The 24998-nt window shown below is 42.3% G+C and carries 24 protein-coding genes; 16 read left to right on the top strand and 8 right to left on the bottom strand.

The window, feature by feature from the left end; genetic code table 11:
- Nucleotides 1–5: 5 nt before the first annotated feature.
- Nucleotides 6–476 (top strand): T9SS type A sorting domain-containing protein, encoded by a 471-nt coding sequence (locus BUC07_RS10975; RefSeq protein WP_073169308.1) that lies wholly within the window; start codon nt 6–8, stop codon nt 474–476.
- A 92-nt stretch (nt 477–568) separates the two neighbouring features.
- Here the strand turns inward: BUC07_RS10975 and BUC07_RS10970 are convergent, their stop codons facing one another.
- Complete coding sequence (locus BUC07_RS10970; RefSeq protein ID WP_073169306.1) at nt 569–2659, bottom strand: sensor histidine kinase; 2091 nt, start codon at nt 2657–2659, stop codon at nt 569–571.
- A 251-nt stretch (nt 2660–2910) separates the two neighbouring features.
- Between BUC07_RS10970 and pruA the strand changes: the two genes are divergently transcribed.
- The 3 genes from pruA (at nt 2911) to BUC07_RS10955 (ending at nt 5636) form a co-directional block, all read left to right on the top strand.
- Complete coding sequence (gene pruA / locus BUC07_RS10965) at nt 2911–4548, top strand: L-glutamate gamma-semialdehyde dehydrogenase (RefSeq protein ID WP_073169304.1); 1638 nt, start codon at nt 2911–2913, stop codon at nt 4546–4548.
- Between the two features lie 101 nt (nt 4549–4649).
- Nucleotides 4650–4961, top strand: coding sequence for an FtsB family cell division protein (locus BUC07_RS10960; protein WP_073169302.1), 312 nt, complete (start codon nt 4650–4652; stop codon nt 4959–4961).
- An 84-nt stretch (nt 4962–5045) separates the two neighbouring features.
- Complete coding sequence (locus BUC07_RS10955) at nt 5046–5636, top strand: YqgE/AlgH family protein (protein WP_073169300.1); 591 nt, start codon at nt 5046–5048, stop codon at nt 5634–5636.
- Between the two features lie 22 nt (nt 5637–5658).
- On the opposite strand, the gene BUC07_RS10950 is transcribed toward BUC07_RS10955, so the two are convergent.
- From BUC07_RS10950 to BUC07_RS10935, 4 genes are read right to left on the bottom strand one after another with little or no spacing between them, the layout of a single operon-like run.
- On the bottom strand, nt 5659–6489 hold the full coding sequence (locus tag BUC07_RS10950; protein WP_073169298.1) for an aminotransferase class IV: 831 nt from the start codon (nt 6487–6489) through the stop codon (nt 5659–5661).
- A 2-nt stretch (nt 6490–6491) separates the two neighbouring features.
- A complete protein-coding gene (locus BUC07_RS10945) occupies nt 6492–7103 on the bottom strand; it encodes a rhomboid family intramembrane serine protease (RefSeq protein ID WP_073169296.1) in 612 nt (203 codons plus the stop codon).
- Entirely contained in the window at nt 7104–8105 is a 1002-nt protein-coding gene (gene holA / locus BUC07_RS10940) for a DNA polymerase III subunit delta (RefSeq protein WP_073169294.1), read from the bottom strand.
- A 1-nt stretch (nt 8106) separates the two neighbouring features.
- Entirely contained in the window at nt 8107–8877 is a 771-nt protein-coding gene (locus BUC07_RS10935) for an AMP nucleosidase (RefSeq protein ID WP_073169292.1), read from the bottom strand.
- Nucleotides 8878–8995: 118 nt separating this feature from the next.
- Here BUC07_RS10935 and BUC07_RS10930 point away from each other — a divergent pair, with 118 nt between their 5' ends.
- The gene (locus BUC07_RS10930; RefSeq protein ID WP_139279543.1) at nt 8996–9442 is read left to right on the top strand and encodes a type I restriction enzyme HsdR N-terminal domain-containing protein; all 447 of its coding nucleotides are present in this window, start codon (nt 8996–8998) and stop codon (nt 9440–9442) included.
- 79 nt (nt 9443–9521) lie between these two features.
- Here BUC07_RS10930 and BUC07_RS10925 read toward each other — a convergent pair whose 3' ends face one another.
- Nucleotides 9522–11747, bottom strand: a complete 2226-nt coding sequence (locus tag BUC07_RS10925; protein ID WP_073169290.1) for a bifunctional alpha,alpha-trehalose-phosphate synthase (UDP-forming)/trehalose-phosphatase — start codon at nt 11745–11747, stop codon at nt 9522–9524.
- A gap of 79 nt (nt 11748–11826) precedes the next feature.
- On the opposite strand from BUC07_RS10925, the gene BUC07_RS10920 reads away from it, so the two are divergent.
- The 4 genes from BUC07_RS10920 to BUC07_RS21735 all read left to right on the top strand — a co-directional run bounded on the left by BUC07_RS10920 (nt 11827) and on the right by BUC07_RS21735 (nt 17160).
- Complete coding sequence (locus tag BUC07_RS10920; RefSeq protein ID WP_073169289.1) at nt 11827–13626, top strand: glycoside hydrolase family 15 protein; 1800 nt, start codon at nt 11827–11829, stop codon at nt 13624–13626.
- Nucleotides 13627–13632: 6 nt separating this feature from the next.
- A complete protein-coding gene (locus tag BUC07_RS10915; protein WP_073169287.1) occupies nt 13633–14238 on the top strand; it encodes a DUF6992 family protein in 606 nt (201 codons plus the stop codon).
- Between the two features lie 10 nt (nt 14239–14248).
- A complete protein-coding gene (locus tag BUC07_RS10910) occupies nt 14249–14716 on the top strand; it encodes an SRPBCC family protein (protein ID WP_073169285.1) in 468 nt (155 codons plus the stop codon).
- 167 nt (nt 14717–14883) lie between these two features.
- Nucleotides 14884–17160 carry an NADP-dependent malic enzyme gene (locus tag BUC07_RS21735; protein WP_073169283.1) on the top strand — a complete coding sequence of 759 codons (2277 nt, stop codon included), beginning with the start codon at nt 14884–14886 and terminating at the stop codon, nt 17158–17160.
- 64 nt (nt 17161–17224) lie between these two features.
- On the opposite strand, the gene BUC07_RS10900 is transcribed toward BUC07_RS21735, so the two are convergent.
- Nucleotides 17225–18709, bottom strand: a complete 1485-nt coding sequence (locus BUC07_RS10900) for a Gfo/Idh/MocA family protein (protein ID WP_073169281.1) — start codon at nt 18707–18709, stop codon at nt 17225–17227.
- A gap of 164 nt (nt 18710–18873) precedes the next feature.
- On the opposite strand from BUC07_RS10900, the gene recR reads away from it, so the two are divergent.
- From recR to BUC07_RS10875, 5 genes are all read left to right on the top strand, one after another.
- Nucleotides 18874–19500, top strand: a complete 627-nt coding sequence (gene recR / locus BUC07_RS10895) for a recombination mediator RecR (protein ID WP_175552518.1) — start codon at nt 18874–18876, stop codon at nt 19498–19500.
- A gap of 84 nt (nt 19501–19584) precedes the next feature.
- Entirely contained in the window at nt 19585–21537 is a 1953-nt protein-coding gene (locus tag BUC07_RS10890; RefSeq protein WP_073169279.1) for a glycosyltransferase, read from the top strand.
- A gap of 52 nt (nt 21538–21589) precedes the next feature.
- Nucleotides 21590–21841: a type II toxin-antitoxin system Phd/YefM family antitoxin gene (locus BUC07_RS10885; RefSeq protein ID WP_073169370.1), complete on the top strand. Its 252-nt coding sequence runs from the start codon at nt 21590–21592 to the stop codon at nt 21839–21841.
- Between the two features lie 3 nt (nt 21842–21844).
- Nucleotides 21845–22099 carry a Txe/YoeB family addiction module toxin gene (locus BUC07_RS10880; protein WP_073169277.1) on the top strand — a complete coding sequence of 85 codons (255 nt, stop codon included), beginning with the start codon at nt 21845–21847 and terminating at the stop codon, nt 22097–22099.
- 8 nt (nt 22100–22107) lie between these two features.
- The gene (locus tag BUC07_RS10875) at nt 22108–22641 is read left to right on the top strand and encodes a GNAT family N-acetyltransferase (protein WP_073169276.1); all 534 of its coding nucleotides are present in this window, start codon (nt 22108–22110) and stop codon (nt 22639–22641) included.
- Between the two features lie 61 nt (nt 22642–22702).
- Here BUC07_RS10875 and trmD read toward each other — a convergent pair whose 3' ends face one another.
- Entirely contained in the window at nt 22703–23392 is a 690-nt protein-coding gene (trmD, locus tag BUC07_RS10870) for a tRNA (guanosine(37)-N1)-methyltransferase TrmD (protein ID WP_073169274.1), read from the bottom strand.
- Between the two features lie 288 nt (nt 23393–23680).
- On the opposite strand from trmD, the gene BUC07_RS10865 reads away from it, so the two are divergent.
- Nucleotides 23681–24142 (top strand): Hsp20/alpha crystallin family protein, encoded by a 462-nt coding sequence (locus tag BUC07_RS10865; RefSeq protein ID WP_073169273.1) that lies wholly within the window; start codon nt 23681–23683, stop codon nt 24140–24142.
- Between the two features lie 172 nt (nt 24143–24314).
- The gene (gene araD / locus BUC07_RS10860; protein ID WP_073169271.1) at nt 24315–24998 is read left to right on the top strand and encodes an L-ribulose-5-phosphate 4-epimerase; all 684 of its coding nucleotides are present in this window, start codon (nt 24315–24317) and stop codon (nt 24996–24998) included.

Below are 24998 nucleotides of genomic sequence, written 5' to 3'. Positions count from 1 at the left end.
AGATTATGAAGAAATTTATATTTATCCTAACAATGCTTTTAAGTTCAGTGGTTTATGTTTCGGCACAGGAAGTAATTTCGGCTGCGGGTGAAACAAAATCCGCTGCAGAATATGAAGTGAGCTGGACAATTGGTGAACCGGTAATTGCAACCGGTTCTTCCGGCAGTTACTCGCTCACCCAGGGATTTCATCAGCCAAAACTCACGGTAACTTCCACCGAAATCTTTGCCGATGATTTGAATATTGAAGTGTATCCCAATCCTACCCGGGAGTTTGTTACGATTAATTCCGATCAACTTTTGGAAAACGCGGAATATGCATTGTTCAGTTTGTCGGGCGAGAAACTGATGGAAGGCAAAATCACAAACAAAACCACAAAACTCAATATTGAAAGCAGGGCAAGCGGCTCTTATCTTCTGAAATTAACCGGAGAAAACAGCCGTCCGCTGCAAACTTTTAAAATTGTGAAGCGATGAGAAATGACATTGGCAGATGAGTTTTTTTTGATGGAATAGAATTGACTACAAATCCGGGATATGAACCCCGGATTTTTTGTAACCGGTTAACTTCAACTCACAATCTTCAAATACCCTTCACCTTCTTTAAACGGAAGTAAAAAACTGAATGTAGTGCCTTTGCCCGGAGTTGTTTCCAACTGAAGTTCCCCGTCTAAAAGCAACACATAATGTTGTGCAATGGGCAACCCCAGTCCTGAGCCGGAGGTAATTTCATTGATTTCGTTTTTTACCCGGTAGAAGCGGCTGAAAATATTTTCTTTTTCTTCATTGGGAATGCCAATTCCGGTATCGGAAACAATAAACTTGACCTGCTCGTTGCGCAGCATTTCGTAACCAATGTGAATTTCACCTTTTTGGGTGTACTTTATGGCATTGTCAACCAATATCAGCAACACTTCGCTCAGCAGGCGCGAATCGGTTGTAAAGCCATATGCAGGGTTGGGAACATCGAGATCGAGGTTGAGTTTTACCTCTCGTGAATCTGGGATAAGTGGTTTAAAGCGATTGTATATATCGCGCATCAGGGTATTTACCTTGCAGAATGAAGGTTGTACCTTAACTGCATCTGTTTCAATTTTCGACAGGTGAATGGTGTTGTCAATCATGTTGAGCAACTGCGTGCCGTTTTGCGAAATGGCATCGGCCAGTTCGGTGCGTTCTGTATTTTCCAGTTCGGTGTCGGCCAGCATTCGCGTAAAATTGGTGATAATATTCAGCGGGGTCCGAATTTCGTGCGACAGGTTGGCAAGGAACGCTGATTTTAACCGGTCGGATTCCTCGGCTTTTTTCTTGGCTTTTTCAAGGCTGAATTCGGCATTTTTCCGGCGGGTAATGTCGCGCGCCACCGAAATTACCGAGCGGGCATTCAGTTTGGCCAGCCGCATTTCAAAAAGATAAGTACCATTGGGTGTATTCAACGAATACTCAATGGTTTCGAGCGAGTTGTTTTTTAGTGAAGTTTGGATGCATCCGTAAATTTTTTCGGCCATGTTTTTCGGGAACCCCACATCGTAAATGGTGCTGCCCACAATATTTACGTCTTCAACTTTAAACAAGTCACTCTCTTTTATTACAAAATCTTCGTAAGTGCCATCTTTCCCAATAACAAAAAACATATCGGGAATCGCTTCAAGCAGTACTTTGTATCTTTTTCGGCTGCTCTCCAGTTCGGCAATTTTTTTCTTCGCTTTGGTAATGTCTTCAAAAAGAATATAAAACTTGTTGTAATTCGGTTTTAACACGTGTATTTTATACCAGCTTTCCCGTTTTTTGGAATGAAATTCATGTGTTTTGTGGTTTTCAAAAAGCAGGGTTTTATTCAGGTCGAAATGGTCATCATGAAAGATGAGGTCGAAAATATAGCTGGCTTCCTGGTCTTTTACTTCATGAAGATTAATTTTGAAAGTGGATTCAAAAGCAATATTTACCCTTTCAATCCGGAACTTTTCAATATTTCCCTGTTCATCCCTTTCGGCTCTTATTTGTGCCACCGAGAAACCGGTGTTCTGAATAACTTTTGAAATGCCCTGGGTGGTTGTCGCCAGCCTTTCGCTGAGGTCCGACACGGTATTTTTGTATTTGGCGCGCAATGCATACACTCCGGCATTTATCAGTATAAACATCAGCAACGGATGAGGCAAAAGTAATTCAGAGGTGAAAAATGAATCAAAAAACAGGTTTGCTTTATGTAAATGAAAACCAAGCGTAAAAAGCGAAAGGATCCAGTACAGAATAATTTTAGAATCGGAATCTGAAAAGTAAAAAAGGAAAAACGCACCGGCCAGCAGCCAGGCTACCGAGAGGTAAACAGTATCGTTTAACGGTGCATGGTTGTAAAAATCGGAAATGAAATAGGCATAAACAAAAACCGGAACTGCAAATAGCGTGTTGAGCGTGCAGTTCAACCTGTTGCCAAGCAAACACATTAAGGCCAGAAATGCCAAAACGACCAGCCCGATATCGCACAGGTGGCAAGGATTGGATCCTGATTTGAAAAAGTTAACGACAAGATTTCCCAGAGTGGCAACCTGAATCAACACTATTGCAACCAACAACTCAAAAAGCCGTTTCTTTTCCTGCTGCGAATTTTTATTCCACAGTTTTTCTGAAATAATATGGTACATCGGTTTGCTCAATGCCATAAAAATAAAGATAATGACCTAAAATCATTGAAATTTTTAATTAAATTCAATTTGCTCGTAATTTACGGGGCTTGAATTTAAAAATATGACTTTTGCTTGGTTTTAATCAATCCGTTATTTAATTCTCTAATTATAACCAATTTATTTGTCATAAAAAATTTTACTCCCTGATTTTTGTTATGATTTTGAAAATCTTGATTCTTTAATTTTGTATAAAAATAAAAAACATAATCACAAAAAATACAAATACTATGTCAAAAGGAATTTTTAATGTACCCGAAGCAAAAAATGAACCGGTAAAGAGCTATGCTCCCGGGAGCCCCGAAAGGGCAGAAGTGAAGAAAATGCTCGAAGAATTGCGGTCGCAGGAAATTGAGTTGCCTATGGTTATTGGGGGCAAAGATGTTTATACTGACCGCAAAGTTCGCATGGCGCCACCTCACGACTTAAAACATACCCTGGGGCACTACAACCAGGGCGATTCAAGCCATGTTGAAATGGCTATCGATGCTGCACTCGAAGCCCGCGAAGAATGGGCAAACATGTCGTGGCAGCACCGTGCTTCCATTTTTCTGAAAGCGGCCGATTTAATTTCGGGCCCGTACCGCGCAAGAATTAACGCAGCCACAATGCTGGGGCAATCAAAAAATGTGTACCAGGCCGAAATTGAAGCTGCCTGCGAACTGTCAGATTTTTTACGCTTTGGTGTAAAAGCCATGACTGACATCTACAAAATGCAGCCCAGCTCAGTTCGTGGTGTCTGGAACTACAACGAGTTCCGTCCGCTCGAAGGTTTTATTTTCGCCTTAACTCCTTTCAATTTTACAGCTATTGCCGGTAACCTGCCTGCTGCACCCGCCATGATGGGGAATGTGGTGGTTTGGAAACCTTCAAAAACAGCAGTTTACTCTGCCGGTGTGGTAATGGAGGTATTTCGCGAAGCCGGAGTTCCGGATGGTGTAATTAACCTGGTTTATGCGTCAGGTCCGGTGGTTGCCGATGTGGTGCTGACGCATTCCGATTTTGCCGGAATTCACTTCACCGGTTCAACTGAAGTTTTCCAGGGAATTTGGAAAACCATTGGCGACAATATTTACAAGTATAAAACGTACCCGCGCATAGTGGGAGAAACCGGTGGGAAAGATTACATTTTTGCCGATAACACGGTGAAAACACCTGAGCTGGTAACTGCTATGATTCGCGGAGCTTATGAATACCAGGGCCAAAAATGCTCGGCAGCATCGCGCGTGTATATTCCCAAAAGCATTTGGCCCGATGTGAAAAAGAAACTGGGCGAAGACCTTAAAACAGTGAAAATGGGGCCATCAGAAGATTTTACCAACTTTGTGAATGCCGTTATCGATGAGGCTTCGTTTGATAAGCTGAAAGGTTATATCGACAGGGCCCGCGACGATAATGATGCGGAAGTTTTGTTTGGCGGTAAGTGTGACAAGTCGGAAGGTTACTTCATAGAACCAACGGTTATTCAGGCTAAAAAACCTGATTACGTGACCATGCGGGAAGAACTATTCGGACCGGTGTTAACCATTTATGTGTACGAAGATGACAAAATGGACGAGACACTCGATATTCTCGACAAAACTTCAATGTATGGATTAACAGGTGCCATTTTTTCACAAAATCGGTACAACATCGAGAAAATGACAAAACGGCTGACCAATACCGCAGGTAATTTTTACATTAACGATAAACCAACTGGCGCAATTGTTGGCCAGCAACCGTTTGGAGGAGCACGTGGTTCGGGTACCAACGACAAAGCAGGTACATTATTCAATTTACTGCGCTGGACATCAATCCGCAGCATCAAGGAAAGTCTTGTGCCGCCAACAAATTACATGTATCCCAACTTCTTGCCGGACGAGGAATAAAAATTTAAACTATAATTTGTTCATAAAAAGGGGATTGAATTTTTTCATTCCCTTTTTTTAAACCCTTCAATGTGTTATTTTTGACCCAAATAAAATTGGGTATGGACAATAACAAATCAGGAAAAAAGAAATGGCTGCGGGTGCTGGGCAATAAGTATTTCATTGCCACGGTGTTGTTTCTGGCATGGTTTCTTTTTTTTGACGAAAACAGTTTTGTGGCCAACCTGGAAAACAAGCAACGCCTGAACGAACTCATTCAGCAAAAAGAGTATTATAACGAAAAAATTGCCGCCGATAAACAAAAGCTGGAAGAGTTGAATGCCGGCCAAAAAGAATTGGAAAAATTTGCCCGCGAACAATATTTCATGTCGAAACCTGACGAGGATGTTTTCATTGTAATTGAGGAAGAATAATTCACCGGGAAAAATCGCACAATTTTTGTAATGCTTTCAATAACAGTTTGACAGAAAGTTGTTTTTTATTATATTGCCATTAGTATGAATGACAATTTAGACATATTCAGAATTAAAACGAACGACGTTGCACCCAGGAAGGGGCGCATTTTAATTGCAGAGCCGTTTTTGCCGGGTAGTTATTTTAACCGCTCGGTAATTTTTCTTGTGGCCTACAGTAGTAAGGGCGCAGTTGGTTTTATACTGAACAAAAAAGTAGATGTTGCCATTCATGATATTTTGCCCGGGTTCCCCGAGTTTGATGTGGATGTTTACATGGGAGGGCCTGTGGCCACCGACTCCATTTATTTTATTCATAAATTAGGAGAAAAATTACCCGGAAGTATTCATGTGCTGGGTGATTTGTACTGGGGAGGCGATTTTGAAGTGTTGAAACAACTGGTAAGAAACGGTTCGCTCAATCCCGCTGATATCCGCTTTTTTGTGGGATATTCCGGTTGGGATTCCGGTCAGCTGGAACAGGAAATAAAAGAAGATTCGTGGTTGGTAAACGATGTGGATGAAAAAATGGTGATGAGCAATTTGGATCAGGCATCGTGGGGCGAATTTGTGAAAAAAGTGGGGCAACGTTACACAATCTGGGAAAATTTTCCCGAAAATCCGGCCATGAATTAATTCCCGAAAATCCGGTGAAAAATTAATTTAGCGCTTTCTTTTTCAGATTTTCACTCAGTTTTTTGTGAATTTGATCCGAAATGAAATGCAGGAAACGTTTGTTGTCAACCCCCAAAACCCACTGCACACCCGTCAGTTCAGAAGCAATGAAAATTTCATCCATCTTTATTAAATCGGATTTTTTTACATCGGTGGTTTCATTTGTTTTTAATCCAATTTCACGTGCCGAACTGAAAATCATGGAGCGGAGTATGTCGTTGTAGCAACCTGATTTTAAGGGAGGTGTGATTATTTCATTTTTTTGAATGAGGAAAATATTCGCACCAGCACACTCGCACACTTCATTCTTTTCGTTCATAAAAACAGAATTATGAAAATGGGTGTTTCGGAGCTCGGAAATTGTGGTTTCCCAGAGTGGTTTGCTGAAAAAGGCAAAGGGATTAAAGTTGTTTCCGGAAACTTTTTTTTGGTTCGAAAAAGTTAGCAAAGTTCCTTCTTCTGAAAAAGGGAATTCAAATTCGGTAAAAGGCTGGCTGGTAACAACATAATCGGTTTTGTTTTTTGCTTGAAACAGATGAAAAGTAACGTGTCCGGAGCGGTAAAATTTGTTTTTGTTCAGCATGCGTTTGGTTATCCTGAAAAGTTCCCTCCGGTTTTCAAATTCCCGGGGTAAGTTCATTTTCATTGCAGCAGCCTGTCGTGCCAGCAACTCCATATCTTCCGAAAAAAGCGGGATGCCGCCATATCCAAACCACATTTTTTGTGAAAGGCTGAAAGGCTCGTCAATAATGAATTCCGAGAGGTTGGTCTCTTTTGTTTTTACAATTTTTCCGTTAACAATTAAAAAATCCATTTTTACAGAAAAGAGAACAGTTGATCGATAAAATCAGAAAATAAAGAGGGTTTCAGCAGCAAAGGAAAAATGAATCCAAACACAGCGCCTAAAAAGTGGGCATCGTGGGCAACATTGTCGGTCTTTTTTTTGCTCATTTGGTACGAATAAATGAGGTACCCAACCGCAAAAAGAATTCCCGGGATTGGAATAATTGCAAACAGGTAAATCATTCGGAGCGGTTCAAGAAAGATAAAAGCAAAAAGCACTGCCGAAACTGCGCCCGATGCACCCACTGCGTTGTAGTAATAATCGTTTTTATGTTTTATCAGGCTCCAGATGTTGGAGGCCAGAATTCCTCCCAGATAGAGAATTAGAAAATAAAATACAGCCCTGTTGGCAAAGTGGTATTCAAAGTAACTTTCCACGCTTCGCCCGAAAAAATACAAAACGAACATGTTCACAAATAGATGCGTCCAGCCCACATGAATAAATGCGTGCGAAACCAGCCGGTAATATTCTTTATGATGTACAACCCGCACCGCGTTGAACTGCAGTTTTTCCATCAGCGAACTATTCTGAAAGGCCATAAACGAGACCACGGCCGTTATTCCAATTATGAGTAATGTTATCATTTAGTGCAGTATTTTATAAATCATTTCTTTTTGCAACTCGCCGGAGTCGGTTAATCCCGAAACGCCCATCCCCTTGCTTTTCATATCGTACTCGCGCAAAATACCAATTATTTCGTACAGTTTGGTGGGGTTGTATTTTTTTGATGCGGCAATAATTTTTCGGATGTAAAACGGATGGCCTCCCAGCTGGGAAACGGCACCACGTTCCGATTTATCTTTTAGAAAATGGTACGAAAATATTTTTGAAAAGTAGGAAAACAGCGTGGCCGTGGTTTTCTGAATAGGATGTTGCTGCGGGTTGGCACCAAAATACTGAATAATCTGATTGGCTTTAAAAATGTTTCTGGTCCCGAGGGCATCCTGCAGTTCAAAAAGGTTGTAATCTTTGCTCAGCCCAATGTTTTTTTCGATGTGGGCGGGAGTGATTTGATTGGTCTCTTTTACAGCAATTACAAGCTTGTTGAGTTCGTTGGCCACTTTACTTAAATCTGTTCCGAGGTAGGCTGTTAAAATTTGTGCTGCCTGCGGTTCAATTGTAAAGTTGTGTTTTCTCAGGTATTTCTCAATCCACGCCGGCACCTGGTTTTCGTAGATTTTTTTGGTGGTAAGAATTACCCCGTTCTTTTTTATGGCTTTAGCCAGCTTGGTTCGCGCATCAAGGTTTTTGTATTTGTAGTTTAAAACCAGAATTGTTGAAGCCATGGGTTTTTCAGCATAATTTCCCAGGTTTTCAATTTTTTTCATGCTCTGGGCTTCTTTAACAATAATCACTTGCCTGTCGGCCATCATGGGAAAGCGGAGAGCACTCTCGGCAATGTTTTGCGGTTCGGAATCTTTTCCGTAAAAAATGCTTTGGTTGAATCCTTTTTCGGCATCGGTTAACACATTTTTTTCAATGTAATTCGAAACCTGATCGATAAAAAAAGGCTCTTCGCCCTGCAAGAGATAAATGGGATGATAAATTTTCTTTTTCAGGTTTTCTAAAATGGTTTCAAAATCCATATTAAAATCTTAAATGTTTAACAGAAAGGCCATGGTTTTTTATTTCGAGCAGTGCATCAATTCCTGCCTGAATGTGCATGTCAATATATTCCAATGTTACCAGTTTATCGCTTTGGCTTGTTTTAACCCCTGCCGAAATCATCGGCTGATCAGATACCAGCAGCAACGCTCCGGTGGGTATTTTATTGGCAAACCCCACGGTAAAAAGTGTGGCTGTTTCCATGTCGATGGCCATTGCCCGGGTTTTGGTGAGGTATTTTTTAAAGCGTTCGTCAAATTCCCAAACCCTGCGGTTGGTGGTATAAACCACGCCAGTCCAGTAGTCAATTCCCGATTCGCGTAAAATATGCGAAACGGCGCGCTGAATATTAAAAGCGGGCAGTGCCGGCACTTCGGGAGGAAGGTAATCAGCCGAAGTTCCCTCATTGCGGATGGCAGCTATGGGCAGAATGAGATCGCCCAGTTTATTTTTCTTTTTCAGGCCGCCGCATTTCCCCAGAAATAAAACTCCCCTGGGTTTTATGGCTCCCAGCAAATCCATAACCGTTGCTGCATTGGGACTCCCCATGCCAAAGTTGATGATGCTGATTCCTTCGGCAGTGGCATTGGGCATATTTTTGTCGCCTCCAATAACCGGAACTTCGAAACGCAGTGCAAATTTTTCCACGTAATTCATAAAATTGGTAAGCAATATATACTCACCAAAATCATCCAGGTTTTTCCCTGTATAGCGCGGCAACCAGTTTTCAACAATTTCTTTTTTCGTTTTCATTAATTAAAATTACAGAAGAATGGTTTAATTTGTTCATATCAACACAACAGGTCATCGCAAAAGTACATTTTTACATTTGTGCAAACAATATTTGTTGGCAAGTAATAATTTTATTGAAATGCAAAAACTGAACTTACCCGAAAATAATTTCAGGTTTAAAACAGAAGCAGGTAAAAAATTTATTTTCGATGAGGTGCGAAAAAAGTTTGTTTCGCTGACTCCCGAGGAGTGGGTGCGTCAGAATTTTATCCAGTATCTCATTCGGCAGAAAAAATATCCGAAATCGCTGATGGCTGTTGAAAAGCAAATTACTATGAACCGAAAACTGTTCCGGTTCGATTTGCTGACTTACCACCGAACCGGGCAACCATTTTTGGTGGCCGAATTTAAAGCCCCGGGCGTAAAAATAAACCAGGAAACGTTCGATCAGGTCGTGCGTTACAATATGACATTAAAAGTTGATTTGGTTGCAGTTTCCAATGGCTTGCAGCATTTTGTTTGTGCCATTGATTATGAAAATGGCAGCTATTCGTTTTTAAAGGAGGTGCCTGAATTCAGGAAATAGCAAGATGTAAAAAAACAAGGGGTTGCACCAAAGGTATCCAACCGGGCAACCCCTTGTTTATATGGCACAGTGTTTTGTTTTATTTCTTTGAATTCCCGTTGCACGCAAATTGTTTGAGCATATCGCGCACTTCCACAAAGTTTTCTACTTTAAAACCTGCTACCGTTTTGGCCATTCCCACTTTAATGGTAATGGCATCGTCGGGGAGTTCTGAAAAGAGGAATTCATCAGTCCAGTCGTCGCCAATGGCCACAATTTTATCGGCGGGTTGTGTGTCGAGCACTTTTTGGGCTGCCCTTCCTTTATTGATTCCCCGGTTTTTAATTTCAATTACTTTGTTTCCTTCAAGTATTTCCAGGTTAAGGTTTGAAACCAGGCTGGTCAGTTCGTCCTTCAGCTCAATGGCGCGGTTTAAGCCCAGTTCGGGGTCCGATTTTCGGTAGTGCCAAACCAGGCTGTAATTTTTTTCTTCGATAAATGAACCTGGCGTGCGGTCCACATACGATTCCAGTGCCGAGTAGATGCTCTCTTTCCAGCTGTCGTCGAGCGGTTCAATCATCTGCCACTTATCGCCGGCCGGCCTGAACCATACACCGTGTTCCACAATTAAAGTATAAGGTTTATCACCAAACCACTCATCAAAAGTATTTTTGTCGCGCCCGCTGATGAGAACTACCCGGTTTTTCGGATTTTTTGACAGTTCATCGAGGAGGTTGTACAAATCCTGGTCGGGCTTGGCATGTTTCGGGTTGTCTTCAAAACCGGTGAGTGTTCCGTCGTAATCGAGAAAGAAAATCCGGTTATCCGATTTGCAGACATTTTTAATAATCCTGTTTTTATTGGAGCTGGTAAGTCTTTTCCCTTTGTAGTTTTGTTCGTTCTGGCGAACTTCTTCCATGCCATTCAGGAAGTCTGTAGCCCATTTTTCAACATTGTACCGTTTCAGTCTTTTCTGGAGTATTGTATTCCGTTCAATTTGTTCTTCCAGCGGCATTTCAATTGCTTTCTTAATGTTGGCAGCAATTTGCGCTTTGTCATTCGGGTTGATAATCAGCGCCTCGCTCATCTCTTTTGAAGCACCGGCCATCTCGCTGAGAATCAACACCCCGCGGCCGTCGGTTTTGGATGCGATAAATTCTTTGGCCACCAGGTTCATGCCGTCGCGGATGGGTGTAATGAGCGCAATTTCGCAGTAGTTGTACAGATCAACAAGGTTTTCAAACGGCATGGCGCGGAAAAAGTACCAGATGGGTGTCCGGTTGATGGAGGAAAATTCTCCGTTGATACGCCCTACAATTTCATCCACTTCGCTTTTCATTTGCTGGTATTGGTCAACTCCAATGCGCGAAGGAACGGCCAGCATCACGAGCGTAACTTTGTCGCGGTATTCCGGATATTCCTGAAGGAAATATTCAAATGCCTCCAGGCGGTTTATTAGCCCTTTGGTATAATCCAGCCTGTCGATTGACAGGATAAACTTGGTCTCGGGATACAGCAGGTAGTAGCGCTCCAGTTCTTTTCTGACTTCCGATTTGTCGCGTACCGAGCGTTTTTGGGACTCCAGTGCCGATTCGTGGAACTTATCGTAATCGATTCCCATAGGGAAATTGTCCACCTTTACAATTCGCTTGGGCAAGTTAATTTCGTTGATGTTGATATCGTAGCCCAGCAACCGGCGCACAGAACTCATAAAGTGCCTTTCGTAATCGAAGGTGTGGAATCCAAGCAAATCGGCACCCAGCATTCCTTTAATAATTTCCATTCTCCACGGCAGAATTCTGAAAAGTTCGTAGGAAGGGAAGGGGATGTGCAGGAAAAAACCGATTGTTACATCGGGAAAACGCTCTTTAATCATTTGCGGCAACAGTAGAAGGTGATAGTCGTGAATCCAGATTTTGTCCACATCCTTCATATTTTCTGATATAACATCCGCAAATTTCTGGTTCACTTTTTTGTAGGCCTCCCATTGTTCCTCTTCGTAGTGAACAAACTGGTTGAAGTAGTGGAACAGCGGCCAGATGGTTTTGTTGCTGAACCCTTCGTAGTAGAGCTCAACTTCCTCGTCGGTTAAATTCACATCAGCACACTCTTCTTCCTTCAGCAATTGGCTCACTTTTTTGTTTTGCTGGTCCGAAAGTTCTCTGCGGTCAACCCCCGACCAACCAATCCACAGGCTGTTAAATGATTTACTTACGCTTTGCATTCCGGTGGCAAGGCCACCAACACTTGGCGATACATCAATGTTATCTTCTGTAATATTTAGCTGTACCGGTAAACGGTTTGAAATAATTAAAAATCGACTCATAGTTTTTCTATATTTGTTCGCACATTATAATACGTAAAATTAACCAAATTGCAAAAAAGAAATTGCAAAACATTTTAAAATGGATAATTTGAACTACGGAATTGTTGGTAATTGCAGAAGTGCTGCCCTGATATCGGAAAAAGGATCGCTGGAATGGTTGTGCCTGCCGGTGTTTGATTCTGCATCGGTATTTGCAAAATTGCTCGATAAAGATATTGGCGGAAGCTTTGAAATTATCACAGATGACAGCTACACGATTTCTCAAAAATATTTAGATAAAACAAATATTCTGATTACCAGCTTTTCGAACGGGGCCGACAGCTTTGAGCTGCTGGATTTTATGCCCCGCTATCATTATCACAACGGCCGGCAACAGGTTTATTCGCCACCCGATTTAATACGGTACATGAAATGGAAATCGGGAAACCCACGGTTTAAAATAAAATACGAACCTAAGTTGGAATATGCCGAACGCAAAACCATTACCGAAGTGCGTGAACATTTTGTGAAGAGTTTTACCCAAAGTGGTGCCTACGACTCGCTTTATCTCTATACCAATATCAATAAAGAGAGAGTACTTGACGGAAGTGAAATTGAAATTGAAAAAGATAATGATATTTATTTCCTGGTTAGTTATAACCAAAAGTTGCTGAAACAATCGGTTGAAAGGGCTTACCTTAAATTGCAGCGCACAGAGGTTTATTGGCTGAACTGGTCGGAAGATACGCACCGGTTCAGTAGCTATAACAAGGAAATTTTACGGAGCGCGTTAATTTTAAAGCTGTTAAGCTATGATAAAACAGGAGCAGTGCTCGCGGCTGCCACAACTTCATTGCCCGAAACTATTGGGGAGATCAGGAACTGGGATTACCGTTTTTGCTGGTTGCGCGATGCCTCGATGGTAATCAAAATAATGACTAAAATAGGTCACTGGAAAAGTGCCGAACGTTTTCTGAACTTTATTATCGATGTGGTATCGGATAAAGATGAAAAAATTCAGATTATGTACGGAATAAAAAGAGAGAAGAACCTGCGCGAACGAATTCTTACCCATTTTTCAGGGTACGAAAACAGTGAACCTGTACGCATCGGAAATGCTGCCTACAAACAAAAACAGCACGATATTTATGGCATCCTGATGGATGTTATTTATCAGCAGTTCAGCTTGTTTGAGGTTTCGTTGCAAAACAGCGAAGAACTCTGGACCATTACGCGCAGCATTGTGCGTATAGTTCGTAAAAACTGGCGCAAACCCGATCGCGGGATCTGGGAAATCAGGCACGATCATCGTCACTTTATTTTTTCTAAACTCCTGTGTTGGGTGGCTGTGGACAGGGCAGTGAAAGTTGCCGAACTGATTAAAAATCAACACTATGTTAAAAAATGGTCGGGATTGCGGGAGACCATTAAAGAGGATATCTTAAAAAAAGGTTGGAATGAAGAGCTGCAATCGTTTACGCAAGCTTACGGTTCAGATGACTTCGATGCTTCCACCTTGCTGATGGAGACTTATGGCTTTATTGATGCCAGTGATCCCCGATACATTAGTACCGTAAAAGCTACCCAACGGGAACTTAGTCGTAATGGGTTGATGTACAGGTATAAAAACCGCGACGATTTTGGGTTGCCGTCATCATCTTTTACAATTTGCACCTTTTGGCTGATTCAGGCGCTACATCGAATTGGCGAAAAAAACGAGGCCCGTAAACTGTTTGACGAACTGCTTTCGTACAGCAACCATTTGGGAATTTTTAGCGAAGACATCGATTTTGATTCCAAGCGGTTACTTGGCAATTTTCCGCAGGCCTATTCCCATTTGGCGCTTATTGAAACCGCAATGCTTTTTTCTGAAGATATTGAGTTGAAAAGTAAGTTCTGACTTAAAATGCGATTAAAAAATATACTGGTTTTACTTTTGCTGGCATCACTTTGTATTCCCGTTTGGGCACAAACTGATTATCAGCAATTCTATACCCAAAGTTTAAAAACCAACAACACCGGCATGTTTGTGCTGGGCTCGTGGGCAATTGCCAACATGGCAACCGGAGCCGTTGGCTGGGCCAATTCATCAGGACAACGCAAATATTTTCATCAGATGAATTTGTTCTGGAATACGGTAAATCTTTCTATCGCCGGTATCGCATTGTATAATAATCTTTCTACTGAAATGGGTTCGCTTTCGGGCTCCCAAATGCTCCAAAACCACATTAAAACCGAAAACCTTTACATCATAAACGCCGGACTCGATGTGCTGTATATTGGCGCAGGTTTTTTCCTGAAAAATTATGCCATTAAAAAACCTGAAAAGCATAATTTGTTTACCGGGTACGGTAATTCTGTAATTTTGCAGGGAAGCTTCCTCCTTCTGTTCGATTTAATTATGGCCGGTATCCAGCAGAGTCACCGGATGGATTTTGTTAAAAATATGAGTATTTTTTATCAACCCGATTTTAATGTCATGCAGGTTGCATTTTCAATTCCTCTAAATTAAAGTTTTAGCCATGGGATTCTATCAATTGCACAAAACGCAAAACGTTCCGGCAACCATCGACGAAGTTTGGGATTTTATTTCATCGCCGGCCAATCTGAAAAAGATTACACCCTCCTACATGGGATTTGACATCACCTCCAAACATGCCGGCGAAAAAATGTATCCGGGCATGATTATTACCTACAAAGTGAGCCCGGTTTTTGGCATAAAAATGAATTGGGTAACCGAAATTACACAGGTTAAAGAGAAGGAATATTTTGTGGACGAACAACGAAGCGGACCTTACTCGATCTGGCATCACGAACATAAAATTGAACCCGTTGAAGGCGGTGTACTGATGACCGACATTGTTTCGTACAAACCACCGTTCGGATTTTTAGGCTCTGTTGCCAATTCGCTGTTCATTAAAAAGAAGATTGAAGATATTTTCGATTACCGCACCGATGCGATTGAAAATGTATTCGGGAAATGGGTTTGATTTGCATATTAACTATTTTTTTATCTGGTAAATTTTAATATTTCCTGTGATTTGTGGAACAGGAGTTTATTCGTTTTTCATTGTGGTGAGTGAGAGTTGGATTCCATTAATCATGATAAAATTCATAATTTTTTCTACTTTTATGGAAAATCAAAAAATCACTTGTTATGCCAAAAATCAGTCGGATTGATGCATTAAATTATCATCAGAAAGATCGGCCGGGAAAAATTGAAGTGGTACCAACAAAACCACACAACACCCAGTACGATTTATCGCTGGCCTACACGCCCGGTGTGGCACAACCCTGTCTTGAAATAGAGAAGGACCGCGACAATGTTTACAAATATACAGCAAAAGGAAATCTTGTTGCCGTCATTTCCAACGGCACGGCAGTCCTTGGCCTGGGCGATATTGGCCCCGAAGCCGGAAAACCGGTGATGGAAGGGAAAGGTTTACTGTTTAAAATTTTTGCCGATGTGGATGTGTTCGATATTGAAGTGGATGAAGAAGATCCTCAAAAATTTATTGAGCATGTAAAGGCCATTTCACCCACATTTGGCGGAATTAACCTCGAAGATATCAAGGCGCCCGAATGTTTTGAGATTGAAGAAAAACTGAAGAAAGAACTCGATATCCCTGTTTTTCATGATGATCAGCACGGCACAGCTATTATTTCGGCCGCTGGTTTAATCAATGCCTTAAAACTGAACGAAAAACCCATTGATGATATTAAAGTTGTTGTAAGTGGTGCAGGTTCAGCTGCCATCTCGTGCGCAAAGCTCTACATCAGTATGGGCGTAAAACCCGAAAATGTGGTGATGTGCGACAGCAAGGGGGTAATTAACGAATCGCGCACCGATTTGAATAAATACAAACAGGGGTTTGTAACCAAACGAAAACTGAACACGCTGGAAGAAGCTATGGTTGGTGCCGATGTTTTCCTGGGCCTTTCGAAAGGTGGCCTTGTAACCAAAAAAATGGTGAAATCGATGGGAAAAGATCCCATAGTATTTGCCATGGCCAACCCTAATCCCGAAATCACCTATGAAGATGCAACTGCTGCCCGCAAAGATATAATTATGGCTACAGGGCGCAGCGATTACCCCAACCAGGTGAATAATGTGCTCGGTTTTCCATTTATTTTCCGCGGAGCGCTCGATGTGCGGGCTACCAGCATTAACGAAGAGATGAAAATTGCCGCAGCCAAAGCACTGGCAGGTCTTGCCAGGGAGCATGTACCGGAAATGGTTGCCCGTGCTTACAATAAACAGAATATCGTTTTTGGCAAAGATTATATCATTCCCAAACCGCTCGATCCACGTTTGATCACAACGGTGTCGACAGCAGTAGCAAAAGCTGCCATGCAAACCGGCGTGGCACGCAAGCCCATAAAAAACTGGACCGCATACAAACAGGAACTTACAAGTCGTTTGGGGATCAGTAACAAACTCATAATGGGCATACGCAACAAAGCAAAACATAATCCCAAACGGGTGGTGTTTGCCGAAGGGAATAACTTTAAAGTGCTGAAAGCTGCCCAGTTTGTAATAAATGAGGGAATTGCATATCCTATTCTTTTAGGCGACGAAAGCAAAATAAAAGCAGTTATAAAAGAGAATCAGCTCGATTTGGGACGTGTGCAAATTATCGATACGTACCAATCGGTTTCGGAAGACAAGCGTCACAAATTTGCCAAAGTTCTGTACGATAAGCGGAAACGAAAAGGGATGACCTACGATGAAGCGCTGGAAAAAACTTATAACCGTGATTACTTTGGAGCATTGATGGTTGAAACGGGCGAAGCTGATGCTTTTATATCCGGTTTTTCCAGGAAATATGCCGATACCATCCGGCCAACACTGCAAGTGATTGGTGTGAAAGAAGAATTTAACCACATCGCGGGAATGTACATCATGATAAGCAAACACGGCCCGATTTTCCTTGCCGACACCACCGTAACTATGAATCCGTCGCCGCAAACCCTTTTCGATACTACTATTTTAACGGCCAATGAAGTGAAACGTTTTAATATTGAACCCAAAATTGCACTGCTTTCCTATTCCAATTTTGGTGCTTTTAAAGGACAGGGCAGCCCGGTTATGGTGAAAAAAGCCGTGGAAATGTTGCACGAAAAGTATCCCGATCTGAAAGTGGACGGCGAGATGCAGGCCAATTATGCATTAAACGGCGAATTGCGCTATAAGCGTTTCCCGTTTAACAAGCTGGGCGATGAGGATGCCAATACACTGATTTTCCCCAACCTCAGTTCGGGAAATATTACCTACAAAGTGATGCAGTCGCTCGGAACGGCAGAGGCCATTGGACCTGTGCTGATGGGTATGAAAAAACCGGTACACATATTACAACGCGACAGCTCTGTGCGTGAAATTATTAATATGGTGGCCATTGCTGTGGTCGATGCGCAGTCGGTTTCGGAAGACTAAAAAGATTTACTTTGAAAGAAGTTAAAACCCTAAGGGAACTTTCCAACCCTTAGGGTTTATTTTTTTAGGCGAGTTTCCAGCCGTTCTTATAAGTATGTTTTATCCACTCTTCGCATTTTTCCTGTGCATTCCACCTTACCGTTTCTTTTGATTGTCTTTCCACGTCGAGTGTAACAACATCCGATGAAAAAGGAGTAAGTTTAGTAGTACTCAGCTTTTCGCCGGGTGAAATATTGGTCACCTTCATATTTTCGCTATCCCAGAGCAATGTTTTTTGCAACGACTGCATCCGCACTGCCAGGTTGCCCATCACCACCATTTCGTTAAACGGTCCGGCATATTCGAATCGCGAGGCAGGTTTACCACCGTTTTTACAACAGTTTACAAAGTGCATTTCATGGCGACCGCCGCCTTCTTCGGCGTCCGGGATTCGCTCCAGTTTTACTTTAGTTTCCGGAACAATTTCTTCACCATTTTTGTAAACTTTCCAATTGGCACCGTAGCTTTCGGCTATTAAAATGGCTTTTTCTCCCACCAGCATAAATCCGCCGCCCGGGTTCATGGGCGCATCCACCGGTAAGTGGAAAGGACGCGCCGGCATCAGTCCGCCGTCGTACCATGTCAGATTTACCTCAGGCAACGCACAGTAGGGCAGATTTTTACGTGCCGGGAATTTATAGGTGACTTGTGCTGAAACCGGAGCACTTTCAGTATTCACCAGCGAAGAACTGGCCTGGAAAGCTGTAGGTGCGCCAAGTTGCAGGGCGTAGTTGGGCACATCAAGCAAATGGCATCCCATATCACCAAGTGCGCCGGTACCAAAATCCCACCAACCCCGCCAAATCCATGGGTGGTATTCAGGATTGTACGGCCGCATTTCAGCCGGGCCAATAAAAAGATCCCAGTCGAGGGTATCCGGAACTTGTACTTCTTTGGTGGGAGCAGGCATTCCCTGGCGCCAGATGGGCCTGTTGGTCCACACATGTGCATCCCTGATATCGCCAAGGCATCCGCTTTGCACTACTTCAGCCACTTCATAAACCGTATCGTTGGAGTGGCCTTCGTTGCCCATTTGTGTAACCACACCGGTTTTTTTGGCCAGTTCAGTTAAATACCTCGATTCCCAGACGGAGTGAGTTAGTGGTTTTTGCAGGTAAACATGCTTTCCCAGCTCCATTGCGGCAGCGGCCGGCAGGGTATGCGTGTGGTCGGGTGTGGCAATTACCACTGCATCAATGTCTTTTTGTTCTTCCAGCATTTTGCGAAAATCTTTCCACTTTCTGGCTTTTGGATACTCGTCAAACACTCTTTGGGCATAATCCCAGTCCACATCGCACAGCGCCACAATGTTTTGCCCCGGCATGTTGCGGAGATTTACACTTCCTTTTCCGCCAATTCCAATGCCGGCAATGTTTAGTTTGTCACTCGGTGGGGTGTGTCCAAGTCCGGCAACTGCATGGCTCGGAATAACCGATATGCCGGCAATGGCAGTAGCAGTTGTTCCGATGAAATTGCGGCGGGAGAATGAAGTTTTGGATTTTTGAGACATAATCTGAAATTTTATTGGTTTAGAAATAAATTACATTTTAATTTTGAAGAAGATAAATTTAAGGAATATCATCGATTAACGAAAAGAAATTCCTCAAAATTGAAAAGTTTCTGCTTTTTTGTTTTCAGTTTTTCAGGTTACTTTTGAGCCAGAAAAATAAAACAATGAACATCGAAAAATATCCGTCACGGCTGTTGGAAAACGCCGTAAATGAATTTTCCAAACTTCCGGGAATCGGCCGTAAAAGTGCCCTCCGGTTGGTACTGCACCTGCTGCGCCGCGATAAAGAAGAGGTGACAGCGTTTGGCGAAAGCCTGATTCAGTTACGAAGTGAAATCAGGCACTGCAAAGTTTGTCATAATATTTCCGACAGCGATGTCTGCCAGATCTGCTCCAGCCCGTCGCGTAACAATTCGGTGATTTGCGTGGTGGAAAACATACGAGATGTGATGCTTTTTGAAAACACGCACCAGTACAACGGGCTATACCATGTGTTGGGCGGAATTATCTCGCCGATGGACGGAATCGGCCCCAATGAACTGGAAATTGGTTCACTGATTGAGCGTTCTGAAAGTGAAGATATTGTTGAAATAATTCTTGCCTTGCCAACCACCATGGAAGGCGATACTACCAATTTTTACATTTTTCGGAAACTGAAGGACAAGCCGGTAAAAGTAACCACACTGGCGAGGGGAGTGGCTGTGGGCGACGATTTGGAATACACCGATGAAATTACGCTCGGGCGTTCGCTGACCAACCGGGTACTTTACGAAAGTTCGGTGGGAAAATAGTGTATCCAAAAAATCAGAAACCCGGATTTTTTCCGTTATCCAAATGAATACCTACATTTGAACGATTTTATGCTGACCTGGTAAATGGAACTTTCGGTAATAATTGTCAACTACAACGTGAAACATTTTTTGGAGCAGTGCCTGCATTCGGTACAAAAAGCCTCAAAAAATCTTGACGTCGAAATTTTTGTGGTCGATAACAATTCAGTCGATGGTTCCTCTCAGCTTGTTCGTGATAAATTTCCCAAAGTTCAACTGGTTGAAAACAAACAAAATGTGGGGTTTTCAAAAGCCAACAATCAGGCTGTCCGGCAGGCAAAAGGGAAATACATTTTATTGCTGAATCCCGACACAGTGGTGGAAGAAGATACTTTTCAGAAAGTAATTTCTTTTATGAACGAAAAGCCCGATGCCGGTGGACTGGGCGTAAAAATGATTGATGGAAAAGGAAATTTTCTGCCCGAGTCGAAACGCGGATTACCAACTCCGTGGGTGGCTTTCAGCAAAATTTTTGGTTTATCAAAGCTCTTTCCGAAATCGAAGAAATTCGGAAAATATCATTTGAGTTATCTCGATGAAAATGAAATCCATGAAGTGGATGTGCTGGCCGGCGCGTTTATGCTGCTCCGCAAAGCCGCGCTCGAAAAGGTGGGATTGCTTGACGAAACATTTTTTATGTATGGCGAAGACATCGACCTTTCGTACCGGATAACGCAGGGTGGATATAAAAATTATTATTTTCCGGAAACTACGATTATTCATTACAAAGGCGAAAGCACTAAAAAGGGGTCGCTCAATTATGTAAAGGTGTTTTACAAGGCGATGGTAATTTTTGCGCAGAAACATTTTTCCGGTGGCCGGGCAAACATTTTTTCTATATTAATTCACCTCGCTATCTATTTTCGTGCATTTCTTTCCATTACTAAACGGTTGTTCGACCGTATTTTTGTGCCCCTGCTCGATGCAGTTTTCATTTTCCTGGGGTTTCTTTTTCTCTCGCCGTTTTGGGAGAATTTCCGGTATGAACCCGGTTATTATCCTCCAGAATTTTTGCACTGGGTGGTTCCGGCTTACATCGTGTTTTGGCTGGTGTCCATCTTTTTTTCAGGGGGGTACAAAAAGCCGGTCAGTCTTTTAAATGTGGCGCGCGGAATTCTCTGGGGAACAATCGCCATTTTACTGGTGTATTCGCTGGTTAATGAAGAATACCGCTTTTCGCGTGCGCTTATTTTGCTGGGATCGGCGTGGGCAGCTATTGCACTGTTTGCTTACCGGCTGGTTTTTCACTGGTTAAAAATTAAATCGTTTGGACTGAATATTGAAAAGACCAAAAAAATTGCCATTGCCGGGCATCCCGATGAGGCAAAACGGGTAAAATCGGTGCTTCAGCAAACCCAAATCAAATCAGATTTTGCCGGGTTTATTGCACTCGACGCATCCGACTTCAGCGAAGAGTACATTGGTTCTGTTAGGCAGCTAAACGAAATTGCCCGCATCAACCGGCTCGATGAAATCATTTTTTGCTCGGGAAGCCTCAGTTCGGGTGAAATAATTCGCTACATGCTCGAACTTACTTCGCTCGACATCGATTTCAAAATTGCCCCGCCTGAGAGTGTCAGTATCATCGGTAGTAATTCAATCCACACTGCCGGCGATTTATACGTGGTGCATATCAATACCATTTCGAAACCGTCCAACCGTCACAAAAAAAGGTTGTTCGATATTACAATTGCTGTCCTGCTGCTGGTTTTCAGTCCGCTGCTGATTTTGTTTTTCAGCAGAAAAGGCCGATTCTTAAAAAATGCTTTTCAGGTTTTTACCGGTAAAAAAACATGGGTGGGATACATTCCGGATTCCGCGACTCCCGAAAAACTCCCTGCTTTGAAACCGGGAATTCTTTCTCCTGCCGACATGTTTGAAACACCCCCTGCTGAAACGGCTAAAATTCAACAGTTAAACATCTTGTATGCCCGCGATTACAACGTGTTCACCGATATGGAAATAGTTTGGAAGGGGTGGAAGAAGCTGGATGTGTAGCTATTGTTTCTTATAATAAAAGTACGTATTTTTGTACAAAAAACAGAACGATATGAAAATGGTTAATTATTCAGAATTGAGACAGAATTTAAAAACTAATCTCGACATGGTTTGCGAAGACAGTGATATTCTTGTCGTTCATCGTTCAAAAGGTAAAAGTGTTGTGATGATGTCGCTGGATGATTTCAACTCATTCCAGGAAACTCAGTATTTGCTAAGCACTAAAAACAACCGAAAACGCTTGCTCGATGCGCTGGATGATGTTGAAAAAGGAAAAGTATCTGTGAAAGAACTTTTAAAATAGCAGATGAAAAAACTTTGGCACCATTCAGCCTGGGAAGATTACCTGTTCTGGCAGCAGACCGATAAAAAGATGGTTAAACGAATCAATACATTAATTAAGAGCTGTAAACGTACCCCGTTCTCGGGGATTGGGAAGCCGGAGTCATTAAAAAATGAATTGTCCGGTTATTGGTCACGAAGGATTGATAGTACCCACCGGCTTATCTATAAAGTGAACGAAGATACTTTAATCATTATTCAATGTCGTTTTCATTATTAAATTATTGAATGAACAACTTTTTACAATACGGAAAAATCTCCCTTCGTCCGCTTGAACCGGAAGACATAGACTTGCTTTATCAGTGGGAAAACAATATGGAAATCTGGGAGATGAGCAACACCAAAACACCGTTTTCGCGGTATATTCTGGCAGAATACATTAAAAATTCGCACAAAGATATTTACGAAACCAAGCAGCTTCGGCTGATTATTCAGAATGAAAAAAAACGACCGGTGGGTGCAGTCGATTTGTTTGATTTTGAGCCGTATCATCAGCGCGCAGGCGTGGGGATTTTAATTCATAAAACCGAAGACCGGAATCAGGGTTATGCCACCGACGCGTTAAAAGCACTTTTTGGCTATTCTCTCAACGTGCTCGGTCTCAAACAACTTTACGCCAATATTTCGGAAGACAATAAACAATCGGTTGCATTGTTTGAAAAAACAGGATTTGAAAAATCCGGAACAAAAAGAAACTGGCTGAAAACCCCTGCAGGCTGGAAAGATGAGTTGTTTTTTCAGAAAATGTTGAGTAATCAATAAAATTAATTGGCCTTTTAGTGTTTGAGCATCTATTTCGGTTTTGCTACTTGTAGCTTGGTGCTTACTCACCATTGTACTTTTTGTACAAATCCGGTCTCAAATTCTTCGTGCGTTCCACCGCCTGTTCGTGTTTCCAGTCGTCCACCAGCTGGTCGTTTCCGCTGAGCAAAATATCCGGCACTTTCATGCCTTTGTATTCTGCCGGCCGGGTATAAACCGGCGGGCTCAGCAGGTTATCCTGAAACGAGTCGGTGAGGGCAGAAGTTTCGTCGGACAAAACTCCCGGTATCAGCCGCACCACACTGTCGGATATTACCGCCGCCGCCAGTTCGCCACCTGTTAACACGTAGTCGCCAATCGAAATTTCCTTGGTGATGAAATGATCGCGCACCCGCTGGTCAACCCCTTTGTAGTGGCCACATAAAATGATGATGTTTTTTTTCAGCGAGAGAGTGTTTGCCTCTTTCTGGTCGAACAGTTTTCCGTCGGGGGTGGTAAAAATGATTTCATCGTATTCCCGTTTGGATGTCAACGATTCAATGGCTTTTTCAATGGGCTGAATTGCCATCACCATACCGGCCCCCTTGCTAAATGCGTAATCATCTACGCGCCGGTGTTTGTCGTCAGAAAAATCGCGCAGGTTGTGCACGTGAATTTCAGCGAGTCCTTTTTCCTGCGCCCGTTTTACAATGGAATAATTCAACGGGCTTTCCAGCATTTCGGGCAAAACTGTAATAATATCGATGCGCATAGTATTTTATTTTTTTGCAAAAGTAAAGATTTATTCGGGTTGTGCAGGAATCAAAATTATGCGCTGTTTGGGAGAAATACAACAAACATCCAAACATATAATAATTTAAATATTTACATAAAATGACATAAATGCAGTCGCTTTTATATAAATATGGTCATTTTGTCATAAAATATAATTGTGTATTAAATGTTTTGGCAGATTGTTGGGGTTGGAACATGGATTGATAGAGAAGAACTGAAGTTGAAAATAAAAATTTTTAAATAATAAATTTTAGGAGGAAAAGATATGAACTTAGTAAGATTTGAAAATCCGTACCGCACAGTGAACCGTAATTTAGTTGACGATTTGTTCAGTAATTTGTTGAAAAACGATTACGACGAAAACTACCTGAACGATTGCAATTGCAAACCGGCTACCAACATTTTGGAAAAAAACGATACGTTCAAAATTGAATTGCAGTTGCCCGGTTTCAATAAAGAAGACGTTCAGCTGAATTATCATGAAAATCTTTTAACCGTGAAGGTTGAGCTTCCCGAAAATAATGAAGAAGAGAATAAACAAGAGGAAGAATTCAAATACGAACGTCGTGAATTCGGTGTTTACAATTTTGAACGCAAATTCAGAATTCCGAAATCTGTAAATGGCGAAAAAATTGAAGCCCATTTCGAAAACGGAATTCTGGAACTGGTACTTCCCAAAAAAGAGGAAGCGCTTGAAAAAGAACCGGTTGATATAAAAATTAACTAAAGCAGAGTAACAAATAAAAAGCAGAGGATAGGTAGAAAGGCCTGGCGTGATGCCGGGCTTTTTTTATGCCTTTTTGGGGGTTGTTGTTAGAGAATTTTTTTAAATTTAAATTAAGTGTTATTTTTACTTTTTATAGACTTCGGAAAATCAACTATAACAAAACAATAAAATCATGCTTGAACAACTGAAAGAACAAGTATTGCAGGCTAATCTCGATTTGGTGAAACACGGGCTTGTTGTTTTCACGTGGGGAAATGTTAGTGGAATCGATCGTGAAAATGGAATGGTCGTAATTAAACCCAGCGGTGTTCCTTACGAAAAAATGCGGCCCAAAGACATGGTTGTGCTCAATATGTATGGCCAGGTGGTTGAAGGTACCCTGAAACCATCGAGCGATGCTCCAACCCACCTGGTACTCTATCGTCAGTTTGAAAATACTGGAGGAGTTGTGCATACCCACTCCGAGTGGGCTACAAGCTGGGCACAGGCCGGATACGATATTCCCGCCCTCGGAACAACGCATGCCGATTATTTTTATGGCGAAATACCCTGCACCCGCAAAATGACTCAACAGGAAATTCAGGAAAATTACGAACAGGAAACCGGAAAAGTAATTGTAAACCGGTTCAAAAATCTGAACCCCGATGAAATTCCCGGAGTGCTGGTAAACAATCACGGGCCTTTTGCCTGGGGAACTAATGCGGATAATGCCGTGCACAACGCGGTAGTACTCGAAGAAGTGGCCAAAATGGCTTTCCGCACATTGATGCTGAACCCAGAAGCCGAAATGGGCAAAAACCTGCTCGACAAACACTTCCTCCGCAAACACGGTAAAAACGCATATTACGGACAATAA

Origin of the sequence: Tangfeifania diversioriginum (assembly GCF_900141875.1) — a bacterium.
In the GTDB taxonomy this organism is placed as follows: domain Bacteria; phylum Bacteroidota; class Bacteroidia; order Bacteroidales; family Prolixibacteraceae; genus Tangfeifania; species Tangfeifania diversioriginum.
Note: the sequence above shows the minus strand (reverse complement) of the source record. Positions and strands in the feature narration are given on the sequence as shown.

Coding starts and splice junctions, on each gene's coding strand:
- BUC07_RS10885 (WP_073169370.1), top strand. CDS start 21,590: ATGAAAATGGTTAATTATTCAGAATTGAGACAGAATTTAAAAACTAAT.
- trmD (WP_073169274.1), bottom strand. CDS start 23,392: ATGCGCATCGATATTATTACAGTTTTGCCCGAAATGCTGGAAAGCCCG.
- recR (WP_175552518.1), top strand. CDS start 18,874: ATGAACATCGAAAAATATCCGTCACGGCTGTTGGAAAACGCCGTAAAT.
- araD (WP_073169271.1), top strand. CDS start 24,315: ATGCTTGAACAACTGAAAGAACAAGTATTGCAGGCTAATCTCGATTTG.
- BUC07_RS10945 (WP_073169296.1), bottom strand. CDS start 7,103: ATGATAACATTACTCATAATTGGAATAACGGCCGTGGTCTCGTTTATG.
- BUC07_RS10915 (WP_073169287.1), top strand. CDS start 13,633: ATGCGATTAAAAAATATACTGGTTTTACTTTTGCTGGCATCACTTTGT.
- BUC07_RS10955 (WP_073169300.1), top strand. CDS start 5,046: ATGAATGACAATTTAGACATATTCAGAATTAAAACGAACGACGTTGCA.
- holA (WP_073169294.1), bottom strand. CDS start 8,105: ATGGATTTTGAAACCATTTTAGAAAACCTGAAAAAGAAAATTTATCAT.
- BUC07_RS10960 (WP_073169302.1), top strand. CDS start 4,650: ATGGACAATAACAAATCAGGAAAAAAGAAATGGCTGCGGGTGCTGGGC.
- BUC07_RS10900 (WP_073169281.1), bottom strand. CDS start 18,709: ATGTCTCAAAAATCCAAAACTTCATTCTCCCGCCGCAATTTCATCGGA.
- BUC07_RS10875 (WP_073169276.1), top strand. CDS start 22,108: ATGAACAACTTTTTACAATACGGAAAAATCTCCCTTCGTCCGCTTGAA.
- BUC07_RS10975 (WP_073169308.1), top strand. CDS start 6: ATGAAGAAATTTATATTTATCCTAACAATGCTTTTAAGTTCAGTGGTT.
- BUC07_RS10920 (WP_073169289.1), top strand. CDS start 11,827: ATGGATAATTTGAACTACGGAATTGTTGGTAATTGCAGAAGTGCTGCC.
- BUC07_RS10930 (WP_139279543.1), top strand. CDS start 8,996: ATGCAAAAACTGAACTTACCCGAAAATAATTTCAGGTTTAAAACAGAA.
- BUC07_RS10925 (WP_073169290.1), bottom strand. CDS start 11,747: ATGAGTCGATTTTTAATTATTTCAAACCGTTTACCGGTACAGCTAAAT.
- BUC07_RS10935 (WP_073169292.1), bottom strand. CDS start 8,877: ATGAAAACGAAAAAAGAAATTGTTGAAAACTGGTTGCCGCGCTATACA.
- BUC07_RS21735 (WP_073169283.1), top strand. CDS start 14,884: ATGCCAAAAATCAGTCGGATTGATGCATTAAATTATCATCAGAAAGAT.
- BUC07_RS10910 (WP_073169285.1), top strand. CDS start 14,249: ATGGGATTCTATCAATTGCACAAAACGCAAAACGTTCCGGCAACCATC.
- BUC07_RS10865 (WP_073169273.1), top strand. CDS start 23,681: ATGAACTTAGTAAGATTTGAAAATCCGTACCGCACAGTGAACCGTAAT.
- BUC07_RS10890 (WP_073169279.1), top strand. CDS start 19,585: ATGGAACTTTCGGTAATAATTGTCAACTACAACGTGAAACATTTTTTG.
- BUC07_RS10950 (WP_073169298.1), bottom strand. CDS start 6,489: ATGGATTTTTTAATTGTTAACGGAAAAATTGTAAAAACAAAAGAGACC.
- BUC07_RS10880 (WP_073169277.1), top strand. CDS start 21,845: ATGAAAAAACTTTGGCACCATTCAGCCTGGGAAGATTACCTGTTCTGG.
- pruA (WP_073169304.1), top strand. CDS start 2,911: ATGTCAAAAGGAATTTTTAATGTACCCGAAGCAAAAAATGAACCGGTA.
- BUC07_RS10970 (WP_073169306.1), bottom strand. CDS start 2,659: ATGGCATTGAGCAAACCGATGTACCATATTATTTCAGAAAAACTGTGG.